This window comes from Plantactinospora sp. GCM10030261 (genome assembly GCF_042666615.1).
Classification (GTDB): Bacteria; Actinomycetota; Actinomycetes; order Mycobacteriales; family Micromonosporaceae; genus KBS50.
Genome location: NZ_JBHTDD010000023.1, coordinates 102,007 through 119,715, shown reverse-complemented (window position 1 = coordinate 119,715; position 17,709 = coordinate 102,007). Strand labels below are relative to the sequence as shown.

Sequence of the window (17,709 nt, the reverse complement as noted above, 5' to 3'; positions counted from 1 at the left end):
TCCTCGAACCCATCCCCCTCCCCGACACCCACCCCGCCTACATCATCTTCACCAGCGGCTCAACCGGCACCCCCAAAGGCGTCGAACTCACCCACCGCGCCACCCAGAACACCATCGACGACATCAACACCCGCTACCACCTCACCCCCCACGACACCACAATCGCCATCTCCAACCTCGACTTCGACCTGTCCGTCTTCGACATCTTCGGCACCCTCTCCGCCGGCGCCACCATCACCACCATCACCGACCACCACCACCGCGACCCCCACACCTGGGCCACCCTCATCCACAAACACCACGTCACCATCTGGAACACCGTCCCCACCCTGCTCGACATGCTCCTCACCGCCGCCCAACCCCACCAACTCACCACCCTGCGCCTCGCCCTCATCTCCGGCGACTGGATCCCCCTCGACCAACACCACCGCCTCACCACCGCCAACCCCCACATCCAACACATCGCCCTCGGCGGCGCCACCGAAGCCGCCATCTGGTCCAACCACCACCACATCACCCACGTCCCCCCACACTGGACCTCCATCCCCTACGGCACCCCACTACGCAACCAGACCTACCGAATCACCGACCCCGACGGCAACGACCGACCCAACTGGGTCCCCGGCGAACTCTGGATCGGCGGAACCGGCCTCGCCACCGGCTACCGCAACCAACCCGACCTCACCACCCACCACTTCACCCACCACCACAACCAACGCTGGTACCGCACCGGCGACCAAGGCCGCTACTGGCCCGACGGCACCATCGAATTCCTCGGCCGCACCGACCACCAAATCAAACTCAACGGCCACCGCATCGAACTCGGCGACATCGAAACCCACCTCCACACCCACCCCCACATCCACCACGCCATCACCACCACCACCCACCACCACCTCACCGCCGCCATCGTCGGCGACCGGGCCCACCTGGAACCGGAACAGATCCGCCAGTACCTCCTTGACCGGCTACCGCCCTACCTCGTACCGCAGCGCGTCGTGCTGCTCGACGAACTGCCGCTCAGCCCGAACGGCAAGGTCGACCGCGCCGCCGTGACCCGGCTCGTCGCCACCGTGGACAGCCCGGTCGGCGAGCCGCCCCGCGGGCCGGTCGAGACGCGGCTCGCCGAACTCTGGTCGACGATCCTGGACACCCGGGTCGACTCCCGCGGCGCCAGCTTCTTCACCCTGGGCGGCACGTCGCTGGCGGCCACCGAACTGGTGGAGGAGATCCGCCGGTGCTTCGCCGTCCGGCTCACCCTGCGCGAGCTCTACGCCACGCCCACGATCGCCGGACTCGCCGACCTCATCGACTCCGACACCGTCGCCGACCTGGAAGAGGGAATCCTGTGACCGACACGCCGGCAACGGTGCGGCAACTCCTCGACGATCTCGAGAGCCACGGTGTCCAGTTGTGGACGGAGGACGGCGCGCTGCGCTTCCGGGCCCCCAAGGGCGTACTGACCGCCGACCGGATCGCGGAGCTGCGGCGGCACAAGCCGGCCCTCCTCCGGCACCTCGACCGGGCCGCCGGCAGTCTGGCCGCCGACCCGGCCACCCGGCACGAACCGTTCCCGCTCACCGACGTGCAGGCCGCCTACCTGCTCGGCCGCCACGACGCGTTCGCCTACGGCGGAGTCGGCTGCCACGGCTATTTCGAGGTCGCCTTCGCCACCCTCGACCCCGAGCGGCTGACCGCCGCCTGGCGACGGTTGGTGGATCGGCACGACATGCTGCGAGCCGTCATCGACACCGACGGTCACCAGCGGATCCTTCCCGACGTGCCGGCGTACTCCATCGACGTCACCGACCTGCGCGCGGACCCGGACGCCCTCGACGCGGCGCGTGCCGAGGCGCGTGCCGCGCTCTCCCACCGGGTCTACGACCCCGCGACGTGGCCACTGTTCGACCTCCGGGTGACCCGCGGCGCCGACAACGACCTGCTCCACTTCTCGATCGACCTGCTGATCGCCGACTACGCGAGCATCCAGCTGCTGCTGGCCGAACTCGACGAGCTCTACCGCGACCCGCGGGCGCCGCTGCCCGCCCTCACCATCGGCTTCCGGGACGTCGTGGTGGGCGCCCGGGCGGCGCGGACGGGCACCGGCTTCGAGACGGACCGGCAATGGTGGTTGGCACGCGTCGACGATCTCCCCGCCCGGCCGGAACTTCCGCTGGCCGATCGCCCGGCGGCCGGGCCACCCCGGTTCCGCCGGTGGAGCTTCGGGATGGACGCCGCCCGCTGGACGGACCTGCGGCAACGGGCCGCCGACCACAAGCTGACCCCGACCGGTGCGCTGCTCGGCGCGTACGCGGAGGTGCTGGGCAGGTGGAGCCGCCAGCGGCGGTTCACCCTCAACCTGACGCTCCTCGACCGGCCCGTCGCGCACCCGCAGATGTCCCGGTTGGTCGGCGACTTCACCTCGGTGACCCTGCTGGCCGTGCCGGGGCGGCAGGACGCGCCCCCGGCCGCCCGGTTCCTGGACCGCGCCGGCGCCCTGCAGGAGTCCCTGTGGGAGAACCTGGACCATCGCCGGTTCTCCGGTGTCGACGTGCTGCGCGAGGTGACCCGCCGGCGCGGTGCCGACGCCGCCCTGATGCCGGTGGTCTTCACCAGCACCCTCGGCCTCGCCGACGACACGGCCGATTCCGGCTCCTTCACCGGCTCCGGCGACCTGCGCTACGGGATCAGCCAGACGCCGCAGGTGTGGATCGACTGCCAGGTCATGGAGCACCGCGGTGAGCTGCGGGTCAACTGGGACGTACGCGAGGGCGTCTTTCCCGCGGGTCTCGTCGACGCGATGTTCGGCGCGTACACCGCGCTGGTGACCCGCCTCGCCGAGGACGATCCGTCCTGGGAGGAGGCGGCGCCGGTCGGACTCCCGCCGGACCAGGCGCGCCGCCGCGCCGAGGTCAACGCCACGGCCGGCGCCCTACCGGTGGGCCCGCTCCACGCACCCGTGCTGGCTCAGGCCAGGCGTACCCCGGACCGGGTGGCCGTGGTGACCTCGCGGCGGACGCTGACGTACGCCGAGTTGCTGCACCGCGCGCAGGCGGTGGCCAGCTGGTTGCTCGCCCGCGGATGCCGGCCCGGCGAGCCGGTCGCCGTCCTGATGGACAAGGGCGTCGAACAGGTGGTCGGCGTGCTCGGGGTGCTGCTGGCCGGTGGCGCGTACGTCCCGATCGACGTCAACCAACCGCCGCTGCGGCGGGAGGCGATGCTGTCGGCGATCGCCGCCCGGCTCGTGCTGACCCAGTCCTGGACGGCGCCTCCCGGCGACACCGCCCTCGCCGTGGACACCGTGGAACCGAGCCGGGCGACCACGCACCCCGCCGCTGGTGACGCGGCCACCAGCACGCCGGACAGCCTGGCGTACGTCATCTTCACGTCAGGTTCGACGGGCGTGCCCAAGGGCGTCATGATCAGTCATCGGGCGGCGGCCAACACGGTCGCCGACATCACCGCCCGCTTCGGGATCGACGCCGAAGACCGGGTGCTGGGCCTGGCGAACCTCGGGTTCGACCTGTCCGTCTACGACATCTTCGGCCCGCTCGGCGTGGGCGGCGCGGTGGTGCTGCCCGACGCCGGCCGGCGCGGCGACCCGGCCCACTGGGCGGCGCTCGTCGCCGACCACGACGTCACCGTGTGGAACTCGGTGCCGGCGCAGGCCCAGATGCTGCACGACTACGTGGTGGGTGCCGGCGGAGACGCGCCGGTGCCCGCCTCGCTACGACTGGCCCTGCTGTCGGGAGACTGGATTCCGGTGACCCTTCCCGACGCTCTCCGGTCACTGGTGCCGGCACTGCGCGTGGTCAGTCTGGGTGGCGCCACCGAGGCCGCGATCTGGTCGATCCACCATCCGATCGACCGGGTGGATCCGGCGTGGGCCAGCATCCCGTACGGACGGCCGCTGACCAACCAGACGATCCAGGTGCTCGACGACACCATGCGTCCCCGTCCCGACTGGGTTACCGGTGAGATCTTCATCGGCGGCACCGGCCTGGCCATGGGTTACCTGGGTGACGCGGAGCGGACGGCGCGTCGCTTCGTCACCCATCCGGTTACCGGCGAACGCCTCTACCGGACCGGGGACCTCGGTCGTTTCCACCCCGACGGCACCGTCGAACTGCTGGGCCGCGACGACACGCAGGTGAAGATCCGCGGCCACCGGATCGAACTCGCGGAGGTCGAGTCGGTGCTGTGCGCGCATCCCGGCGTCGGCAACGCGGTGGCGCTCGTGATCGGCGACACGGCGATGCGCCGGCGACTCGCCGCGTACGTCGAACCCCGCCACCGTCCCCAACCGGCCGGGGACGCCGAGGCGGCCCGGTGTGTCGGTGCCGTCGCCACCCGGGAGGCCGGTACCGTCGCCGGGCACGTCGACGGGCCGGCGGTGCGGGCGCTCGTCGAGGCGCTCGACGGCGCCGCGCTGGACGCGATGCTGGCGGCGTTGCGGGCCGCCGGGCTCTTCACCGATCCGGCGGCCGTCCACGGACTGCCCGACGTGCTGGCCACCGCCCGCGTCGCGGTGCGCCATCACCGCCTCGTCCGGCGCTGGCTGCGCGGGCTCACCGCGCACGGGCACCTCGACGCGGTGCCCGGCGGATGGCGGGTCGGCACCGCTTCGGCACGACCGGTGGACGGCTCGGTCTGGGACCCGATCGAGGCGGCCGCCGCCCGGCACGGATACGGCGTTGAGTTGGTCCGTTACCTGCGGACCAGCGCCGAGCGGCTGCCGGAGCTGCTGCGCGACGAGCTTGATCCGCTGGAACTGCTGTTCCCCCGGGGCACGCTCGCCGTCGCCCAGGCCGCCTACCGGGACAACGTCCTCAGCCGGTACCTGAACGGGGCCCTGGCGGCAGCGCTACGCGCCATCGCCGACGCGCATCCACACCCGCGTCCGCTGACGGTGCTGGAGGTGGGGGCCGGCGTCGGCGGCACCACGGACGACCTGCTCGCCGCGCTGGACGGACGGGAGGTCGACTACCTGTTCACCGACGTCTCGCCGTTCTTCCTGACCGAGGCGCGCACCCGGTTCGCCGACCGGCCGTGGGTACGCTACGGCCTGTTCGACCTCAACCGCGACCCGCTGGAGCAGGGCCTGGATGGTCACGAGTTCGACGTGGTGGTGTGCGCGAACGTCCTGCACAACGCCGGCCACGCCGGGTCGGCGCTGCGGCGGCTCACCGGGCTCGTCCGCGCCGGTGGGTGGCTGCTGTTCATTGAGCCCACCCGGGACAACTATCCGCTGATGGCGTCGATGGAGTTCAAGGAGGGACTTACCGACTTCACCGACGAGCGAGCGGCCGAGGACCGCACCTTCCACACCCGGGAGTCCTGGACGGGGTTCCTCACCGAGGCCGAGACCGAACTGGTGTTCTGCCTGCCGGCGCCGGAGCATCCGTTGGCCGCGGCCGGCCAGCAAGTCTTCGGCGCCCAGGCCAAGCCGCACCGCGCCGTGGTGGATCCGGAATCGCTGGCCGCACACCTCGGCGACCGGTTGCCCGCGGCCATGCTGCCACGCCGGATCCGCCTGCTCGACGCGCTTCCGCTGACCGCGAACGGCAAGATCGATCGGGCCGCGCTCGCGGCGCGCGCCGAGCGCCCCGGCGGCACCCCGGACGCCGGTGCCGGTGACCGGCCGCGAACCGACCTGGAGCGCCGCACGGCCGAGCTGTGGGCCGAGTCGCTCGGGGTCCCGGGCGTGGGACGGGACGCCGACTTCTACGCGCTGGGCGGCGACTCACTGCTGGTGTCCAAGCTGGTCGGGCTGATGCGCGAACGCCTCCCGGAGGCCGCCCAACACACCTGGGACACCCTGCTGCGGCAGGTGTTGCGGACGCCGACGGTGGCCGGCGTGGCCGGCTGGCTGGGCAGCGCCGACGGGACGGCACCGGCCGGGGACGCGATGCCGGCGCTCCGGTCGCCCCTGGTGACGCTGGTGCCCGGCGATCACGGGCAGGCCCCGGTCCGGGTGCTGGTGCACGACGGCAGCGGCACACTGGCTCCGTACCGTGCCCTGATCCCGCTGCTGGGATCGGCCCGGCCGCTCTACGGGCTGAGCGTGGCGGATGCCGCCGGATACCTGGCCGCCGACGCCGCGACCCTCGTCGATGGGCTCGCCGCCGAGTACCGGGAGGTGCTGGCCGGCACCGGCGCCAGCACCTTCGAGATCGTCGGCTACTGCCTGGGCGGTCTGGTGGCGACCGAGCTGGCCCGCCAGCTGACCGAGACCGGTGCCGAGGTGGCTCGGCTCGTGGTGGTCAGCAGCTACCGCGTCCCGTACACGGTGGAGGACGACCTGGTCGTGGAGTACGCGTTCGCCCGCCTCGCGGGCACCGATCCCGCGGCGCTCGGCTTCCCGGACGACGGCGCGGTGCTGGCCCGGGCGCTCGACAGGGTGCTGGCCGGCACCCCGGGACGGGTGCCTGCCGGCGCCGTCGGCGCCCTCGACGACGATCCGGAGCTGCGCGCCGTCGCGGCCGCGTTCACCGAGCTGGGCGCGCGCCGCCCGGCCGAACGGCTGGCCGCCATCGCCGCGTCCACACCGGACCTCTTCGGACCGGACCCGGGACCGGACCTGGTCGGTCGGGCGTTGGCCCTGTTCCGGCAGAGCCTCACCGCGGTCACCGGACACCACGGTGATCCGTACGCCGGGGACATCACCTTCGTCCGCCAAGCTGGCGAGGTGCAGTTCCTGCCCGGCCTCCGCGCCGACATGACGGCATACTGGCGGGATGTCTGCCTCGGCGACCTGACCGTCGTCGACGTTCCCGGTGATCACTTCAGCTGCCTGCGGCAGCCGCACGTGGGCCACGTCGCGGCGGCGCTGAACGGCGGGCAGGGCTGATGCCCACCGTGGGGGTGCTCGGCGCCACCGGGGCGGTGGGGCACCGGTTGGCCACCGTCCTCGGCGGGTCAGGCCTGCGGCTGCGGCTGGGCGCCCGGCGCCCGGATTCGGTCGAGCCACCGGCGGACGCCGACGCCACGGTGGTCCCCGTCGACGCCGGACGGCCGGCGGACCTGCGGGAGTTCTGCCGTGGCTGTGATGCCGTCATTATTATAACTGCGCCGGACCGTCGCACCGGTGGAGCGCTCCGGTCGCCGCGGCCGCGATCGCCGCGGGTGCCGGGTACGTCGACGCCGGTGGGGACGACCCGCTGCGGCGCCGACTCGCCGGCGCGGCCACGCCGGCCGTCCTCGGCGCCGGGTTGAGTCCCGGGCTCTCCGGCCTGTTGCCACGCTGGCTCGCCGGCCGGGCCGGCGGGCCGGTCGAGACGCTGCGCGTGTGGGCGGGCGGGCTGGAACGCTTCAGCCCGGCCGCCGCGGCCGACATGGTGGACAGCGTCCACGGCGGATACGGAGAGCCGCTCGCCGCCTGGCGGGACGGGGCGGCCGTGGCCCGCGCGGCGACACCGACGGAGGGCGTGCGGCTGCCACCGTTCCCGGGCCGGGTCACCACCTACCCGTTTCTCTCCGGCGAGAGCCGGCGCGTCGCCGCGTCGCTCGGAGTCCGGCACGGCGACTTCCACAACGTTTTTCCGGGGCAGCGGACCTTCGCCGTGCTGAGCCGGCTGCGCGCCGAGCCGGACACCGGACATGCGGTGGCCGCGCGGCGGCTGGCCCGGGCCGGCGACGCGGACCTGGCCGGGCACCGCCCGTACCAGCTCATGGTCGTCGAGGTCCGGGCCGGGAAGACCGTGACGGCGACGGTACGCGCGGACGACGGCTACCGGGTCACGGCCGCGGTCGCCGCGGCGGCCACGACGGCGGTCCTGGGCGGGACGGTCCCGGCCGGCGCCGGCTGGGCCGACGACGTCCTCGACCCGGCGACGGTGCTGACCGGGGTGGCGGCGGTGTGTGCCGTGTTCGAGGTGGCCGACGGCCCGCTCGAGGACGCGGTCGAGGAGGTCGTGCTGTGAGTCGGTTGCGGTTCGTCGTGTGCGGCACCACGTTCGGGCGGGTGCATCTGGCCGCCCTGGGCACCGATCCGCCGTGGGGGCGGCTGGTCGGGGTGCTGGCCCGGGGCAGCGGCCGGTCGGTGTCCGTCGCCCGGGCGGCCGGAGTTCCCCTCTACCAGGAGGTCGACGACCTCCCGACCGGGGTGGACGCCGCCGTGGTCGCCGTCCGTGGGGCGGTCGCCGGCGGTCGCGGCACCGACCTGGCGACCGCGCTGATGGACCGGGGAATCCATGTGCTGCAGGAGCATCCGCTGCACCACGACGAACTGGCGTCGTGCCTGCGGACGGCGCGCCGCAACCGGGTGGTGTACCGCGTCAACAACCACTACCTGCACCTGACACCGATCCGCCGGCTGGTGGCGGCCACCGCGGCGCTGAGCCGGCACGGACCGATCCGGTACCTGGACGCCGGCACCGGTATCCAGGTGGCGTACGCCCTCGTCGACATCCTGGCCCGGGTGCTGCCGTCGCTGCGGCCGTGGCGCCTCGCGCCGCCTGTCGCCACCGAACCGCCCGGTGTCGCGCCGATCCGCGGCGTCGACGGGGTGATCGGTGGGGTACCGGTCGGCATCCGGGTGCACAACGAACTCGACCCGGGTGACCCGGACAACCACGCGCACCTGCTGCATCGTCTGGCGGTCATCACGGACGCGGGCACCCTCACCCTCGCCGACACCCACGGACCGGTGCTGTGGAGCCCGCGCCTGCACGTGGTGGACGGTGGTGACCCGGCGGGCGAGCGCTACCTGCGCCAACCGACCACGCGCACCCTTCCCGGCACGGAGCCCACCGACTACGCCACCGTGCTCCGGGTGGCCTGGCCGACCGCGATGGCCGCGGCCATGGCCGATTTCGCCGTCGCGGTGGCGTCCGGGGACGATCCGCTGCGGCTCGGGCAGACCCAGCTGACGGTGTGCCGGCTCTGGCAGGATCTGACCAGCCGGCTCGGCCAACCGGACCTGATCACCGGGACGCCGCCACCGCTGATCACCGACGAGCTGACCGAGCTGGCGGCCTGATCATGGTCAACGAGGATGCCCTGCGGTGGCTGCGCTGCCCGGCGCCCGTTCCCGGGGCGGCCGTGCGCCTGGTCTGCCTGCCGCACGCCGGTGGCGGCGCCAGCGCGTTCCGCCGCTGGCCGGCCAGCCTGCCCGGGGACGTCGAGTTGCACGCCGTGCAGTATCCGGGGCACGAGGACCGCCTCGACGAGCCGTGCGTCGCCGACTTCGACCGCCTCGCGGACCTGATCACCGCCGCGGTCGCCGGCCTGCGGGACCGCCCGCTCGCCCTGCTCGGGCACAGCATGGGTGCCGCGCTGGCCCACGCGGTCGCCGGGCGGCTGCACCGTCACGGGACGGCCCCGCTGCTGCACCTGTTCGTCTCCGGGGCGCCGGCGCCCCGGCACCACCGCCCGGGAACTGTCCACCTGCGCGACGACGCCGGACTGGTCAGCGAGGTACGCCGGCTCGGTGGCGACCCGCACCGGCTCCTCGACAACACCGAGTTACGCACGTTGGTGCTTCCGGCGATCCGGGCCGACTACCGGGCGCAGGAGACCCGACGGGTCGGGTGGACACCCAGGCTGCGCTGCCCCGTGACGGCACTGACGGGACGGGACGACAGCGAGGCACCGGCCGGGCAGGTGGCGGACTGGGCCGGCTACACGGACGGTCCGTTCCGGCTGCGCACCTATCCGGGGGGCCACTTCTACCTCGATGACCACCACGAGACGGTGGTGGCGGACGTGGTCGCCGACCTGGGCGCGCCGGCCTGGCCGGACACCCCCTGAGCCGGTCCCGGCGGCAGCGGCCGTCCCTCCTACAGCAGGCCCATCGTCATCGCGGTGGTGACCGCGGCCGTCCGGTCCGAGACGTCGAGCTTGGTGAACGACCGCAGCAGGTGGGTCTTCACCGTCGCCTCGCTGATGTGCAGGGCGCGGCTCACCTCGGCGTTGGACATGCCACGAGCCACCAACCGCAGCACCTCGATCTCCCGGGGGGACAACGTGACCTGTGGCCGCCGCACCCGTTGGAACAGGCGGTTCGCCACCGACGGCGTGAGGACGGTCTCGCCGCGCGCGGCGGTGCGCACCGCCGTCACGAGATCGGTACGCGGGATGTCCTTGAGCAGGTAGCCGGTGGCGCCGAGTTCGATGGCGCGCAGGATGTCGCCGTCGGTCTCGTACGTCGTGAGCACCACCACGCGGGTGTCCGGCGAGATGGCGAGGATCTCGCCGGTCGCGGTGACCCCGTCCATGCCGGGCATTCGCAGGTCCATCAGGACGACGTCCGGCGCGGCGGCCCGCACCGCCGCCAGCGCCTCGGGTCCCGAACCCGCCTCCCCCGTGATCCGGATGTCGTCCTCCCCGTCCAGCATGGCGCGGATTCCGGACCGGACCACCGGATGGTCGTCGACAAGCAGAACCGAGATCATTGGCAGGGCACCTCTACCCGTACGGTCGTGCCACGGTTGGGCGCCGAGTCGACGCACACCGTGCCGGAGACCTGTTCCACGCGGGCACGCATCGCGCTGAGTCCGTACCCGCTCGACGGTTGATCGGGGGCGAAGCCGCGGCCGTCGTCGGTGACCGTGACGGAGACGGCGGCGGCGGTGCGCTCCAGGCGCACGGCGACGCGGTTCGCCCCGGCGTGCTTGCGCACGTTCGCCAGGGACTCCTGCACCGCGCGGAGCAGCACCACCTCCACCGCCGTGGGCAACCGCTCCACCATCCCGGCGGCGCCGAAGGTGGCCGGCACGGACGTCTCCTGGCCGAAACGGTCGACCAGCCGGTGCAGCGCCTCGGGCAGCGAGGAGCCGGTCAGATCTGCCGGGGTGAGCGCGCCGACGAAGGCGCGCGCCTCGGCCAGGTTGTCGCGGGCGGTGGCGAGCGCCAGGGCGAGGTGCCGGCGCGCCTGGTCGACGTCCCGGGCGGCGTCGGCGTCGGCCGCCTGGATCAGCATGATGATGCTGGTGAGTCCCTGTGCGACCGTGTCGTGCATCTCGCCCGCGAGTCGTTGCCGCTCGGCCAGCACCCCCGCCTCGTGCGACAGTCGGGCCACCTCGGTGCGCGATCCGTTGAGCTGGTCGATGAGTCGGGCGCGCTCGTCGTTCTGCGCGGAGACGCTGCGCGCCCAGGAGCCGAAGACGGCCGTCCCGACGACGACCATGATCGACACCGGCAGCGGTCCCCGGACCGTCTCGCCCCAGTCACGGATGTCCAGGTAGGCAGCCGCGACGTCGAGCCCGTTGAGGACCAGCACGACCGCGGTCGCGCGCAGGGTGGGCATCAGGAAGAACGGCTGGGGGCAGAGGGCCATCAGCGCGTACGACGAGGAGTCGACAAGCAGCACGGCCGGCACGAACAGGACGACGACCCCGGCGAAGTACACGTATGCCCGCCGGTCCTCGATCTCATTCATGATCAATCGGCGTCCGTAGCCGACGTACCAGCCAGCCAGTCCGGCCAACGCGGCAAGCGCCCACGCCCGCGCCGCCACCGGCTCGGAGCCGGTGGCGGCGACGAGAACCATCGTGGTCCCCGCCGCGGCCCCGAAGTAGACCTCCCACAGCGAGAAGGCGCGCAGCGGGGCCGGCAGGCTGGGCATCGGCATTACCGCTCCCGCCGCCCCCGCCACCGGAAGACCGTCAGGCACAGGATCAGCCCACCGACGCACCAGGCGCCGAGGACCAGCGCGGTACGGCCGTGTTCCCAGGAGGTGGTGACGATCTCCTGCGGCAGGATCGTGTCGGGCAGGAACACCGACCGGAACCCCTGACCCATCCACTTCAGCGGGAAGAACGCGCCGAACCGGGCCAGCGTGTCGGGCAACGCGCCGATCGGGGTGAAGAAGACGCCCGAGATGAAGGCCAACACGATGTAGGGCAGGTGCATCACCGCCCCCGCGCTGCGTTCGCTGCGGGCGAGGCTGCTGGCCGCGATGCCGAGGAAGGAGCAGGCGACCACGCCCAGCAGGAACACCCAGGCGAGGGTGAGCCACTTGGCCGGATCGGTGGGAAGCGCCAGGTCGAACAGCGCCACCCCGAGGCCGAGGATGATGGCGACCTCGGCGAAACCGATCACCAGCACCATGATGACCTTGCCGATGAAGTACGCCGACTTGGGCATCGGGGTGCCGCGCAGCCGCTTGAGCGTGCCGTCCTCACGGTCCGCGGCGATGTTGATGCCGAGGTTGACGAAGGTGGCCGAGACGACGCCAGCGGCGATCATGCTCGGCACCATATACTGCGCCGACGTCACCGTGCTTCCCTCGTACACGCCGTCGAACAACGAGCCGAGCAGCAGCAGGAGCACGATCGGCAGCGCGAACGTGAAGGCGACGTTGTCCCACTCGCGGAAGAATCCCTTGAGTTCGATGACGCCACGGTGGAAACCCAGGACGAGGGCCGAGGATTCCGAGCCGGCCGCCCGATCCGAGCGCGGCTTGGTTGAGGTCGTGGTCATGACTTACCGCTCCCGATGAGGTCGAGGTAGATGTCTTCCAGGCTGGGCCGGGTCACTGTGAGCCCGGGCACCGCGCCGCCGTGCCGGGCGGTGAGTTCCGCGATCAACGCGCCCGGGTCGTCCACCTCGCGCGACCGGTGCTCACCCTCTTCCATCCAGGACACCGACGCCCTGGCCTCGGCGCGACCGCCGAGGGTGGCCGGGTCACCGTCGGCGACGATCTGACCGGAGGCGATGATGGCGACCCGGTCGGCGAGGTTCTCGGCCTCCTCCAGGTAGTGGGTGGTGAGCAGCACCGTGGTGCCGTTCTCGGCGGCCAATGACCGGATCAGCTCCCAGAAGTGCCGACGAGCCTGCGGGTCGAAGCCGGTGGTCGGTTCGTCGAGGAAGAGCAGCGTGGGATTGCCGACGATGCCCACCGCGACGTCGACGCGCCGGCGTTGTCCACCGGACAGCGTGCTGACCCGGGATCTGGCCTTCTCGGTCAGTCCCACCGTCGCGATGACTTCGTCGGGATCGCGCGGGTTGGGGTAGTAGCGGGCGAAATGGCGGACCGTCTCTCGTACCGTCAGCTCGCTCAGGTCGGACACGTCCTGCAGCACGATGCCGATGCCGCAGCGCCACCGGCGACCGGCCCGCTGCGGGTCCTCGCCGAGGACCGAGACCTCGCCACTGTCGCGGTCCCGATAGCCCTCGAGGATCTCGACCGTGGTCGTCTTGCCGGCGCCGTTGGGACCCAGCAGCGCGAAGATCTCGCCGCGGGGGATGTCCAGATCGACACCGTCCACCGCGGCGTTGCCGCGGTAGCGCTTCGTCAGACCACGAACACGTACGGCAGATGACTCGCTCATGTGTTCATCGTCGTGGTGACCCCGGCTTGGCGGGACAACCGGTGAGTCGACAGGCCCTGTCCACCGACCGGTGGACACCGGGCCGCGGGGCCGGAGCCACCGCCGAAGTCGCGCGGCCGGCGCGTGTCGCTCCCCCGCTGGCGAGTTCGCGCCATCCCCAGCGTCGCACCCGCGTGCCAGGATGGGGAAGTCGTCGTCGGAGGGAGTTCGCGGTGTCCTGTCGCCGTCTGGTTGCCGCGGTCCTCGCCACGCTCACCGGCATCGGCCTGTCCGGCTGCGCGCTGGTCCTGCCCGCCGGGGATCCGGTCACCCAGACGCGGGACATCCCGGACGTCACCGCCGTCGTGCTCAAGACCACCGGGGACCTCGTCGTCTCGGTCGGACCGCCGAGGCTGGAGGTCACCGCGGGGGACAAGGTCATCGACAGCCTCACCAGCCGGGTGGACGGGGACACGCTCGAGTTGGGCAAGACGAGGGGGTCCACCCTGCGGGGCGACTGGAGCTACCGGCTCACCGTCTCGTCGTTGGCGTCCGTGACGATCGACGGCTCGGGCAAGGCGCGGGTCGACTTCAGCGGATCGTCGAACGTCGCGATCGCCATCGACGGCTCGGGCAAGGTGACGGCCGACAAGATCGACGCAGCGGCGCTCACGGTCGACCTGACCGGGACGAGCACGGTGACCGCCATCGGCAGGGCGACCCGGCAGACCGTGACCCTGGAGGCCGGCGGATACTCCGCGTACGACCTGAGCAGCGACGAGGCCACGGTCACCGTCGACGGCTCGGGCGACGCGAAGGTGCGGGTGAGTCGCACCCTCGACGCGCGGATCGACGGCAGCGGCTCGATCACGCACCTGGGGGATGCCAAGGTCACCAGCAAGGTGGACGGTTCCGGCAAGGTCTCCGCCGGCTGACCCGGCCGGCCCTGATCCTGGTGGACCGTCAGGCGGCGGATCCGCCCCGGCCGTCTCCTAAGGGGACGTCAGGCGCCGCGTGCCGTCGGCACCCCGGGCCACTGGGTCGGCAGCGGGTGCTGCCGCAGCAGCGTGTCGAGGACCTCACTGATCGTGTGCCGGGAGAGTTCGCTGGCGACGGCCCGCGCCACCCCGTCGTAGATGTCGGCCAGCACCGGCCCGATGCCGTGCCCCACGGGACAGTCCTGGCGGGGCTGGTGCGGGTGCAGTCCGAATACCGTTCCCGGCTCGACCACGGCGTAGACGTCGGCGAGGGTGATGTCAGCGGCAGGACGCCGCAACGACCAGCCGCCGCCGGGGCCGAGGTCGGTGGCGATGATGCCGGCGTCGCGCAACGGACCGAGCGCCCGACGGACGGCCACCGGATTGCTCTCCAGGCTGGCGGCGATCTGCTCGCTGGTCAGCCCCGCGCGGCCGTGTCGCTCGGCGAGGGCGAGCCAGCACAGGGCGTGTACGGCCACGGTGAGACGACTGTTGCTCGCCATGGCCACCCCGTTCCCCATCCGCACCGGGCTTCGGCCCGCGCTCGCCACCATAGCGCGGGGGTTGCGCGCGCGGCGTTGATCAGCATAATGAGTAACAACTCATGTTACGGATAGGAGTTGATGGTGCGCGAATCCGGGGACTCTCCGGCCGGTGGACTCGCCGGCTGCGCCGTGGTCGAGATGCGTCGTTACCTGCTGCGCCCGGGCGGCTTCGACGACCTGCGGCGGTTGTTCCAACGGTGGCTCGTCGACGGTCAGGAACAGGCCGGCATGCGGCTGGGCGGTCAGTTCCGGGACCGCGACAACCCCGACCGGTTCGTGTGGTTCCGAGGTTTCGAATCGATGGTCCAGCGCCACGAGGCGTTGGAAGCCTTCTACCTCGGGCCGGTATGGCGGACGCACCGGGACGCGGCCAACGCCACCATGATCGATAGCGATGACGTACTCCTGCTGCGGCCGACCGACCCGGCGCATCCGCCGACCGACCCGGTGAGCCTCGGCGGACCCGGGACGACGGCCAGCACGACCTGGGCGGTGGCCCAGGTGTGGTCGTGGACGACCGGCGACGATCCGGAGTCGACACTGGCCGGCCTCGGGCACGAGGTGCTCCGGCAGCGTCTCGGCGTGCCGGTGGCGATGTGGCGCACCGAGCCGAGCCCCAACACGTTCCCCTGGCTCCCGGTGCGCGACGGCCGGCACGTGGTGTGGCTGGCGGTGTTTCCGGACGCCGAACACTGGTTGGACGCCGCGACCCGGCTCGCCCGCGACGAACGTTGGCGGCGGATCACCGGCCGGCTGGCGGCCGCCGGCGCGACCGACGAACTGCTCCACCTGCAACCGACGGCAACCTCGCGCCATCCGCGACCGGCTGGCGGCCCGGCCGGGTGGCAGGATATCGCCCCGTGAACGAAGACCCGTCGCACCAGGCCGCCCGACTCCTCGGCGACGCGAGCCGCATCGTGGTCTTCACCGGCGCCGGCATCTCCGCCGAGAGCGGCGTGCCGACCTTCCGGGACGACCTCACCGGCATGTGGGCGCGGTTCGACGCCCACCGGCTCGCCACACCCGAGGCGTTCCACGCTGATCCGGACCTGGTCTGGGGCTGGTACGAATGGCGGCGGCACCGGGTGCGACAGGCCGAGCCCAACCCCGGCCACGTGGCTGTCGCCGCCATCGAGACCCGCGTCCCCGGCACCTCCGTCGTCACCCAGAACGTCGACGACCTGCACGAGCGGGCCGGCACCCGGAGCGTCGTCCAGCTGCACGGCAGCCTCTTCGCCCCGCGCTGCGTGGGGCCGGCCGCGCACCCGGTACGGGTCGAGGAGCCGCCGGCCGGAGCGATCACCGACGCGCCGGACCGGGCCGAGGGCCGCCGCATCCCGCCGCCCCGGTGCGCGGACTGCGGGTCACTCGTCCGACCGGGTGTGGTGTGGTTCGGCGAGCCACTCCCCGAGGCGGCGATGACGGCCGCGGCCGACGCCGCCGCCACCTGCGATGTGCTGCTGACGGTCGGCACCTCCGGCGTGGTGTATCCGGCCGCGGAGATCCCCCGGATCGCGGCCCGGTCCGGGGCAGCGGTGATCCAGGTGAACCCGGAGCCGACCCCGCTGGACGGGATCTGCACCCTCAGCCTCCGCGGCACCGCGGCCCGGATCCTTCCGGGCCTGGTCACGACCGCGTGGCCGGAGGCATCCGGGTGAAGCGGCACGGCGGCTCCGGTTCCGTGGCCTGGTACCGCTTCGCGTGACCACCCGCCGTGGCCGTACGATGCGGGGCTCCCGACGGCGTCTCCATGGTGGATTATGTGGTGCGCCCATGGCTCAGCGAGCGGAGGAAACACCGTGTACCAACCGCACCAACCGTCGTCCTGGCCCACCGGGCCCGGCGGACCGCCGCCCCCGGGGCCTGGCGGACCGCCGCCCGGCGGATACCCCGGCCAGGGTGCCACGGCCATCGCGGTGACCGCCCGGTACTCGCCCCTGACCTTCCTCCTCGGTCTGTTCAAGCCGCACCTCGCCGTGAACGGTCACGCCGTGCCCGCCGGTTGGAGCCGGACCGTAGTCCCGGTGTCCCCGGGGCAGCACCACGTGCACGTGCACGTGCCCTATCTGCTGCCGCCGCGGATCGGGGTGGCCGAGACGACCGTGCCGGTGCACCCCGGGCAGACGGTCGAGCTGGAGTACCGGGCACCGATGATCGCCTTCATCGGCGGCTCGCTGGGGCCCCCGCCGCAGAAGTACCGCGGCATGGCGGCCACGATCGTCCTGCTGGCCATCTCACTGTTGCTCGCCCTCTGCGCGTGTGGGGCGGGGATCTGGGCCGCCCTTCAGGACGACGAGTCGCGGGACCCTGCTGCCCTCCCCACCGGACCGCTGGTGCCGGCCGAGCCGACCTCACCGTCCGACCGAACGACCACGCCGGACCCCACCGGGTCGGCCCCCACCGCCCCGTCGACCGGCGGCAGCGAGGAGCCGACCCTGCGCCAGGTGCCGGCCCGCGCCATCGTGGGTCCGACCTTCGCCGCCGGTGAGAACACCTGGACGATGGACTTCAGGGGCTGGCCGTTCGCCTTCCGCACGCCCGGGACCTGGGGATGCATGGCCGGTGAGATCGACCTGCCGGACGCCAGGCTCTGGCAGTGCGTCGACGAGAAGAACCCCACCCCCGGCCAGAAGCTGCACGTGATGCTCCGCCCCTGCCCGGACCGGTGCGGCGCGGCCGAGCGCGCCCGGCTGAACCTCGAGTGGTTCGACCCGGGCGCGAAGGCCAAGCAGCACGACCCGGACACCTGGTACTACGAGACGACGACCGAGAAGGGCCGATACGCGCTGGACACCAGCCACTACTTCACCCGCGAGGCCGGCGGCGTGACGAAACACTGGCAGGTGGGGGCCGCGATCATCGCGCCACCGGACAAGCGGGCCGCCGGGCAGAAGGCGATAAACGACATCTTCTCCCAGACCCAGCCCTCCTGAC

General features: G+C 72.6%; 15 protein-coding genes. 10 read left to right on the top strand and 5 right to left on the bottom strand.

Annotation, left to right across the window (positions count from 1 at the left end; all coding sequences use genetic code 11):
* From ACFQUZ_RS24175 to ACFQUZ_RS24150, 6 genes are all read left to right on the top strand, one after another.
* Window positions 1-1,352: AMP-binding protein (locus tag ACFQUZ_RS24175; RefSeq protein WP_377446098.1), on the top strand; the 1,352-nt coding region annotated here is incomplete at its 5' end.
* The gene (locus tag ACFQUZ_RS24170) at window positions 1,349-6,850 is read left to right on the top strand and encodes an amino acid adenylation domain-containing protein (protein WP_377446096.1); all 5,502 of its coding nucleotides are present in this window, start codon (window positions 1,349-1,351) and stop codon (window positions 6,848-6,850) included. The genes ACFQUZ_RS24175 and ACFQUZ_RS24170, both read left to right, overlap by 4 nt.
* The gene (locus ACFQUZ_RS24165) at window positions 6,850-7,215 is read left to right on the top strand and encodes an NAD(P)H-binding protein (RefSeq protein ID WP_377446094.1); all 366 of its coding nucleotides are present in this window, start codon (window positions 6,850-6,852) and stop codon (window positions 7,213-7,215) included. Before ACFQUZ_RS24170 ends, ACFQUZ_RS24165 begins: the two co-directional genes overlap by 1 nt.
* Complete coding sequence (locus ACFQUZ_RS24160; protein WP_377446093.1) at window positions 7,212-7,922, top strand: hypothetical protein; 711 nt, start codon at window positions 7,212-7,214, stop codon at window positions 7,920-7,922. Before ACFQUZ_RS24165 ends, ACFQUZ_RS24160 begins: the two co-directional genes overlap by 4 nt.
* Window positions 7,919-8,980 (top strand): Gfo/Idh/MocA family oxidoreductase, encoded by a 1,062-nt coding sequence (locus ACFQUZ_RS24155; RefSeq protein WP_377446092.1) that lies wholly within the window; start codon window positions 7,919-7,921, stop codon window positions 8,978-8,980. The genes ACFQUZ_RS24160 and ACFQUZ_RS24155 overlap by 4 nt, the downstream gene beginning before the upstream one ends.
* 2 nt (window positions 8,981-8,982) lie before the next feature.
* Window positions 8,983-9,750, top strand: coding sequence for a thioesterase II family protein (locus ACFQUZ_RS24150; RefSeq protein ID WP_377446090.1), 768 nt, complete (start codon window positions 8,983-8,985; stop codon window positions 9,748-9,750).
* Window positions 9,751-9,779: 29 nt separating this feature from the next.
* On the opposite strand, the gene ACFQUZ_RS24145 is transcribed toward ACFQUZ_RS24150, so the two are convergent.
* From ACFQUZ_RS24145 to ACFQUZ_RS24130, 4 genes are read right to left on the bottom strand one after another with little or no spacing between them, the layout of a single operon-like run.
* A complete protein-coding gene (locus tag ACFQUZ_RS24145) occupies window positions 9,780-10,394 on the bottom strand; it encodes a response regulator (RefSeq protein WP_377446089.1) in 615 nt (204 codons plus the stop codon).
* On the bottom strand, window positions 10,391-11,572 hold the full coding sequence (locus tag ACFQUZ_RS24140; protein WP_377446087.1) for a sensor histidine kinase: 1,182 nt from the start codon (window positions 11,570-11,572) through the stop codon (window positions 10,391-10,393). Before ACFQUZ_RS24140 ends, ACFQUZ_RS24145 begins: the two co-directional genes overlap by 4 nt.
* Complete coding sequence (locus tag ACFQUZ_RS24135) at window positions 11,572-12,423, bottom strand: ABC transporter permease (RefSeq protein WP_377446085.1); 852 nt, start codon at window positions 12,421-12,423, stop codon at window positions 11,572-11,574. The genes ACFQUZ_RS24140 and ACFQUZ_RS24135 overlap by 1 nt, the downstream gene beginning before the upstream one ends.
* Window positions 12,420-13,274 carry an ABC transporter ATP-binding protein gene (locus ACFQUZ_RS24130; RefSeq protein ID WP_377446084.1) on the bottom strand — a complete coding sequence of 285 codons (855 nt, stop codon included), beginning with the start codon at window positions 13,272-13,274 and terminating at the stop codon, window positions 12,420-12,422. Before ACFQUZ_RS24130 ends, ACFQUZ_RS24135 begins: the two co-directional genes overlap by 4 nt.
* A gap of 212 nt (window positions 13,275-13,486) precedes the next feature.
* On the opposite strand from ACFQUZ_RS24130, the gene ACFQUZ_RS24125 reads away from it, so the two are divergent.
* On the top strand, window positions 13,487-14,188 hold the full coding sequence (locus tag ACFQUZ_RS24125) for a GIN domain-containing protein (protein ID WP_377446082.1): 702 nt from the start codon (window positions 13,487-13,489) through the stop codon (window positions 14,186-14,188).
* 68 nt (window positions 14,189-14,256) lie between these two features.
* Here ACFQUZ_RS24125 and ACFQUZ_RS24120 read toward each other — a convergent pair whose 3' ends face one another.
* Window positions 14,257-14,733 (bottom strand): Rrf2 family transcriptional regulator, encoded by a 477-nt coding sequence (locus tag ACFQUZ_RS24120; RefSeq protein ID WP_377446080.1) that lies wholly within the window; start codon window positions 14,731-14,733, stop codon window positions 14,257-14,259.
* Window positions 14,734-14,856: 123 nt separating this feature from the next.
* Between ACFQUZ_RS24120 and ACFQUZ_RS24115 the strand changes: the two genes are divergently transcribed.
* The 3 genes from ACFQUZ_RS24115 to ACFQUZ_RS24105 all read left to right on the top strand — a co-directional run bounded on the left by ACFQUZ_RS24115 (window position 14,857) and on the right by ACFQUZ_RS24105 (window position 17,708).
* A complete protein-coding gene (locus ACFQUZ_RS24115; protein WP_377446079.1) occupies window positions 14,857-15,639 on the top strand; it encodes an NIPSNAP family protein in 783 nt (260 codons plus the stop codon).
* Window positions 15,636-16,433, top strand: a complete 798-nt coding sequence (locus ACFQUZ_RS24110) for an NAD-dependent deacylase (protein ID WP_377446078.1) — start codon at window positions 15,636-15,638, stop codon at window positions 16,431-16,433. Before ACFQUZ_RS24115 ends, ACFQUZ_RS24110 begins: the two co-directional genes overlap by 4 nt.
* A gap of 258 nt (window positions 16,434-16,691) precedes the next feature.
* Window positions 16,692-17,708 (top strand): hypothetical protein, encoded by a 1,017-nt coding sequence (locus ACFQUZ_RS24105; RefSeq protein ID WP_377446077.1) that lies wholly within the window; start codon window positions 16,692-16,694, stop codon window positions 17,706-17,708.
* Window position 17,709 lies beyond the last annotated feature (1 nt).

Excerpts from the sequence above, each read along its gene's own strand:
- ACFQUZ_RS24135 (WP_377446085.1), bottom strand. The coding sequence starts at position 12,423 with ATGACCACGACCTCAACCAAGCCGCGCTCGGATCGGGCGGCCGGCTCG.
- ACFQUZ_RS24165 (WP_377446094.1), top strand. The coding sequence starts at position 6,850 with ATGCCCACCGTGGGGGTGCTCGGCGCCACCGGGGCGGTGGGGCACCGG.
- ACFQUZ_RS24150 (WP_377446090.1), top strand. The coding sequence starts at position 8,983 with ATGGTCAACGAGGATGCCCTGCGGTGGCTGCGCTGCCCGGCGCCCGTT.
- ACFQUZ_RS24145 (WP_377446089.1), bottom strand. The coding sequence starts at position 10,394 with ATGATCTCGGTTCTGCTTGTCGACGACCATCCGGTGGTCCGGTCCGGA.
- ACFQUZ_RS24140 (WP_377446087.1), bottom strand. The coding sequence starts at position 11,572 with ATGCCGATGCCCAGCCTGCCGGCCCCGCTGCGCGCCTTCTCGCTGTGG.
- ACFQUZ_RS24130 (WP_377446084.1), bottom strand. The coding sequence starts at position 13,274 with ATGAGCGAGTCATCTGCCGTACGTGTTCGTGGTCTGACGAAGCGCTAC.
- ACFQUZ_RS24120 (WP_377446080.1), bottom strand. The coding sequence starts at position 14,733 with ATGGCGAGCAACAGTCGTCTCACCGTGGCCGTACACGCCCTGTGCTGG.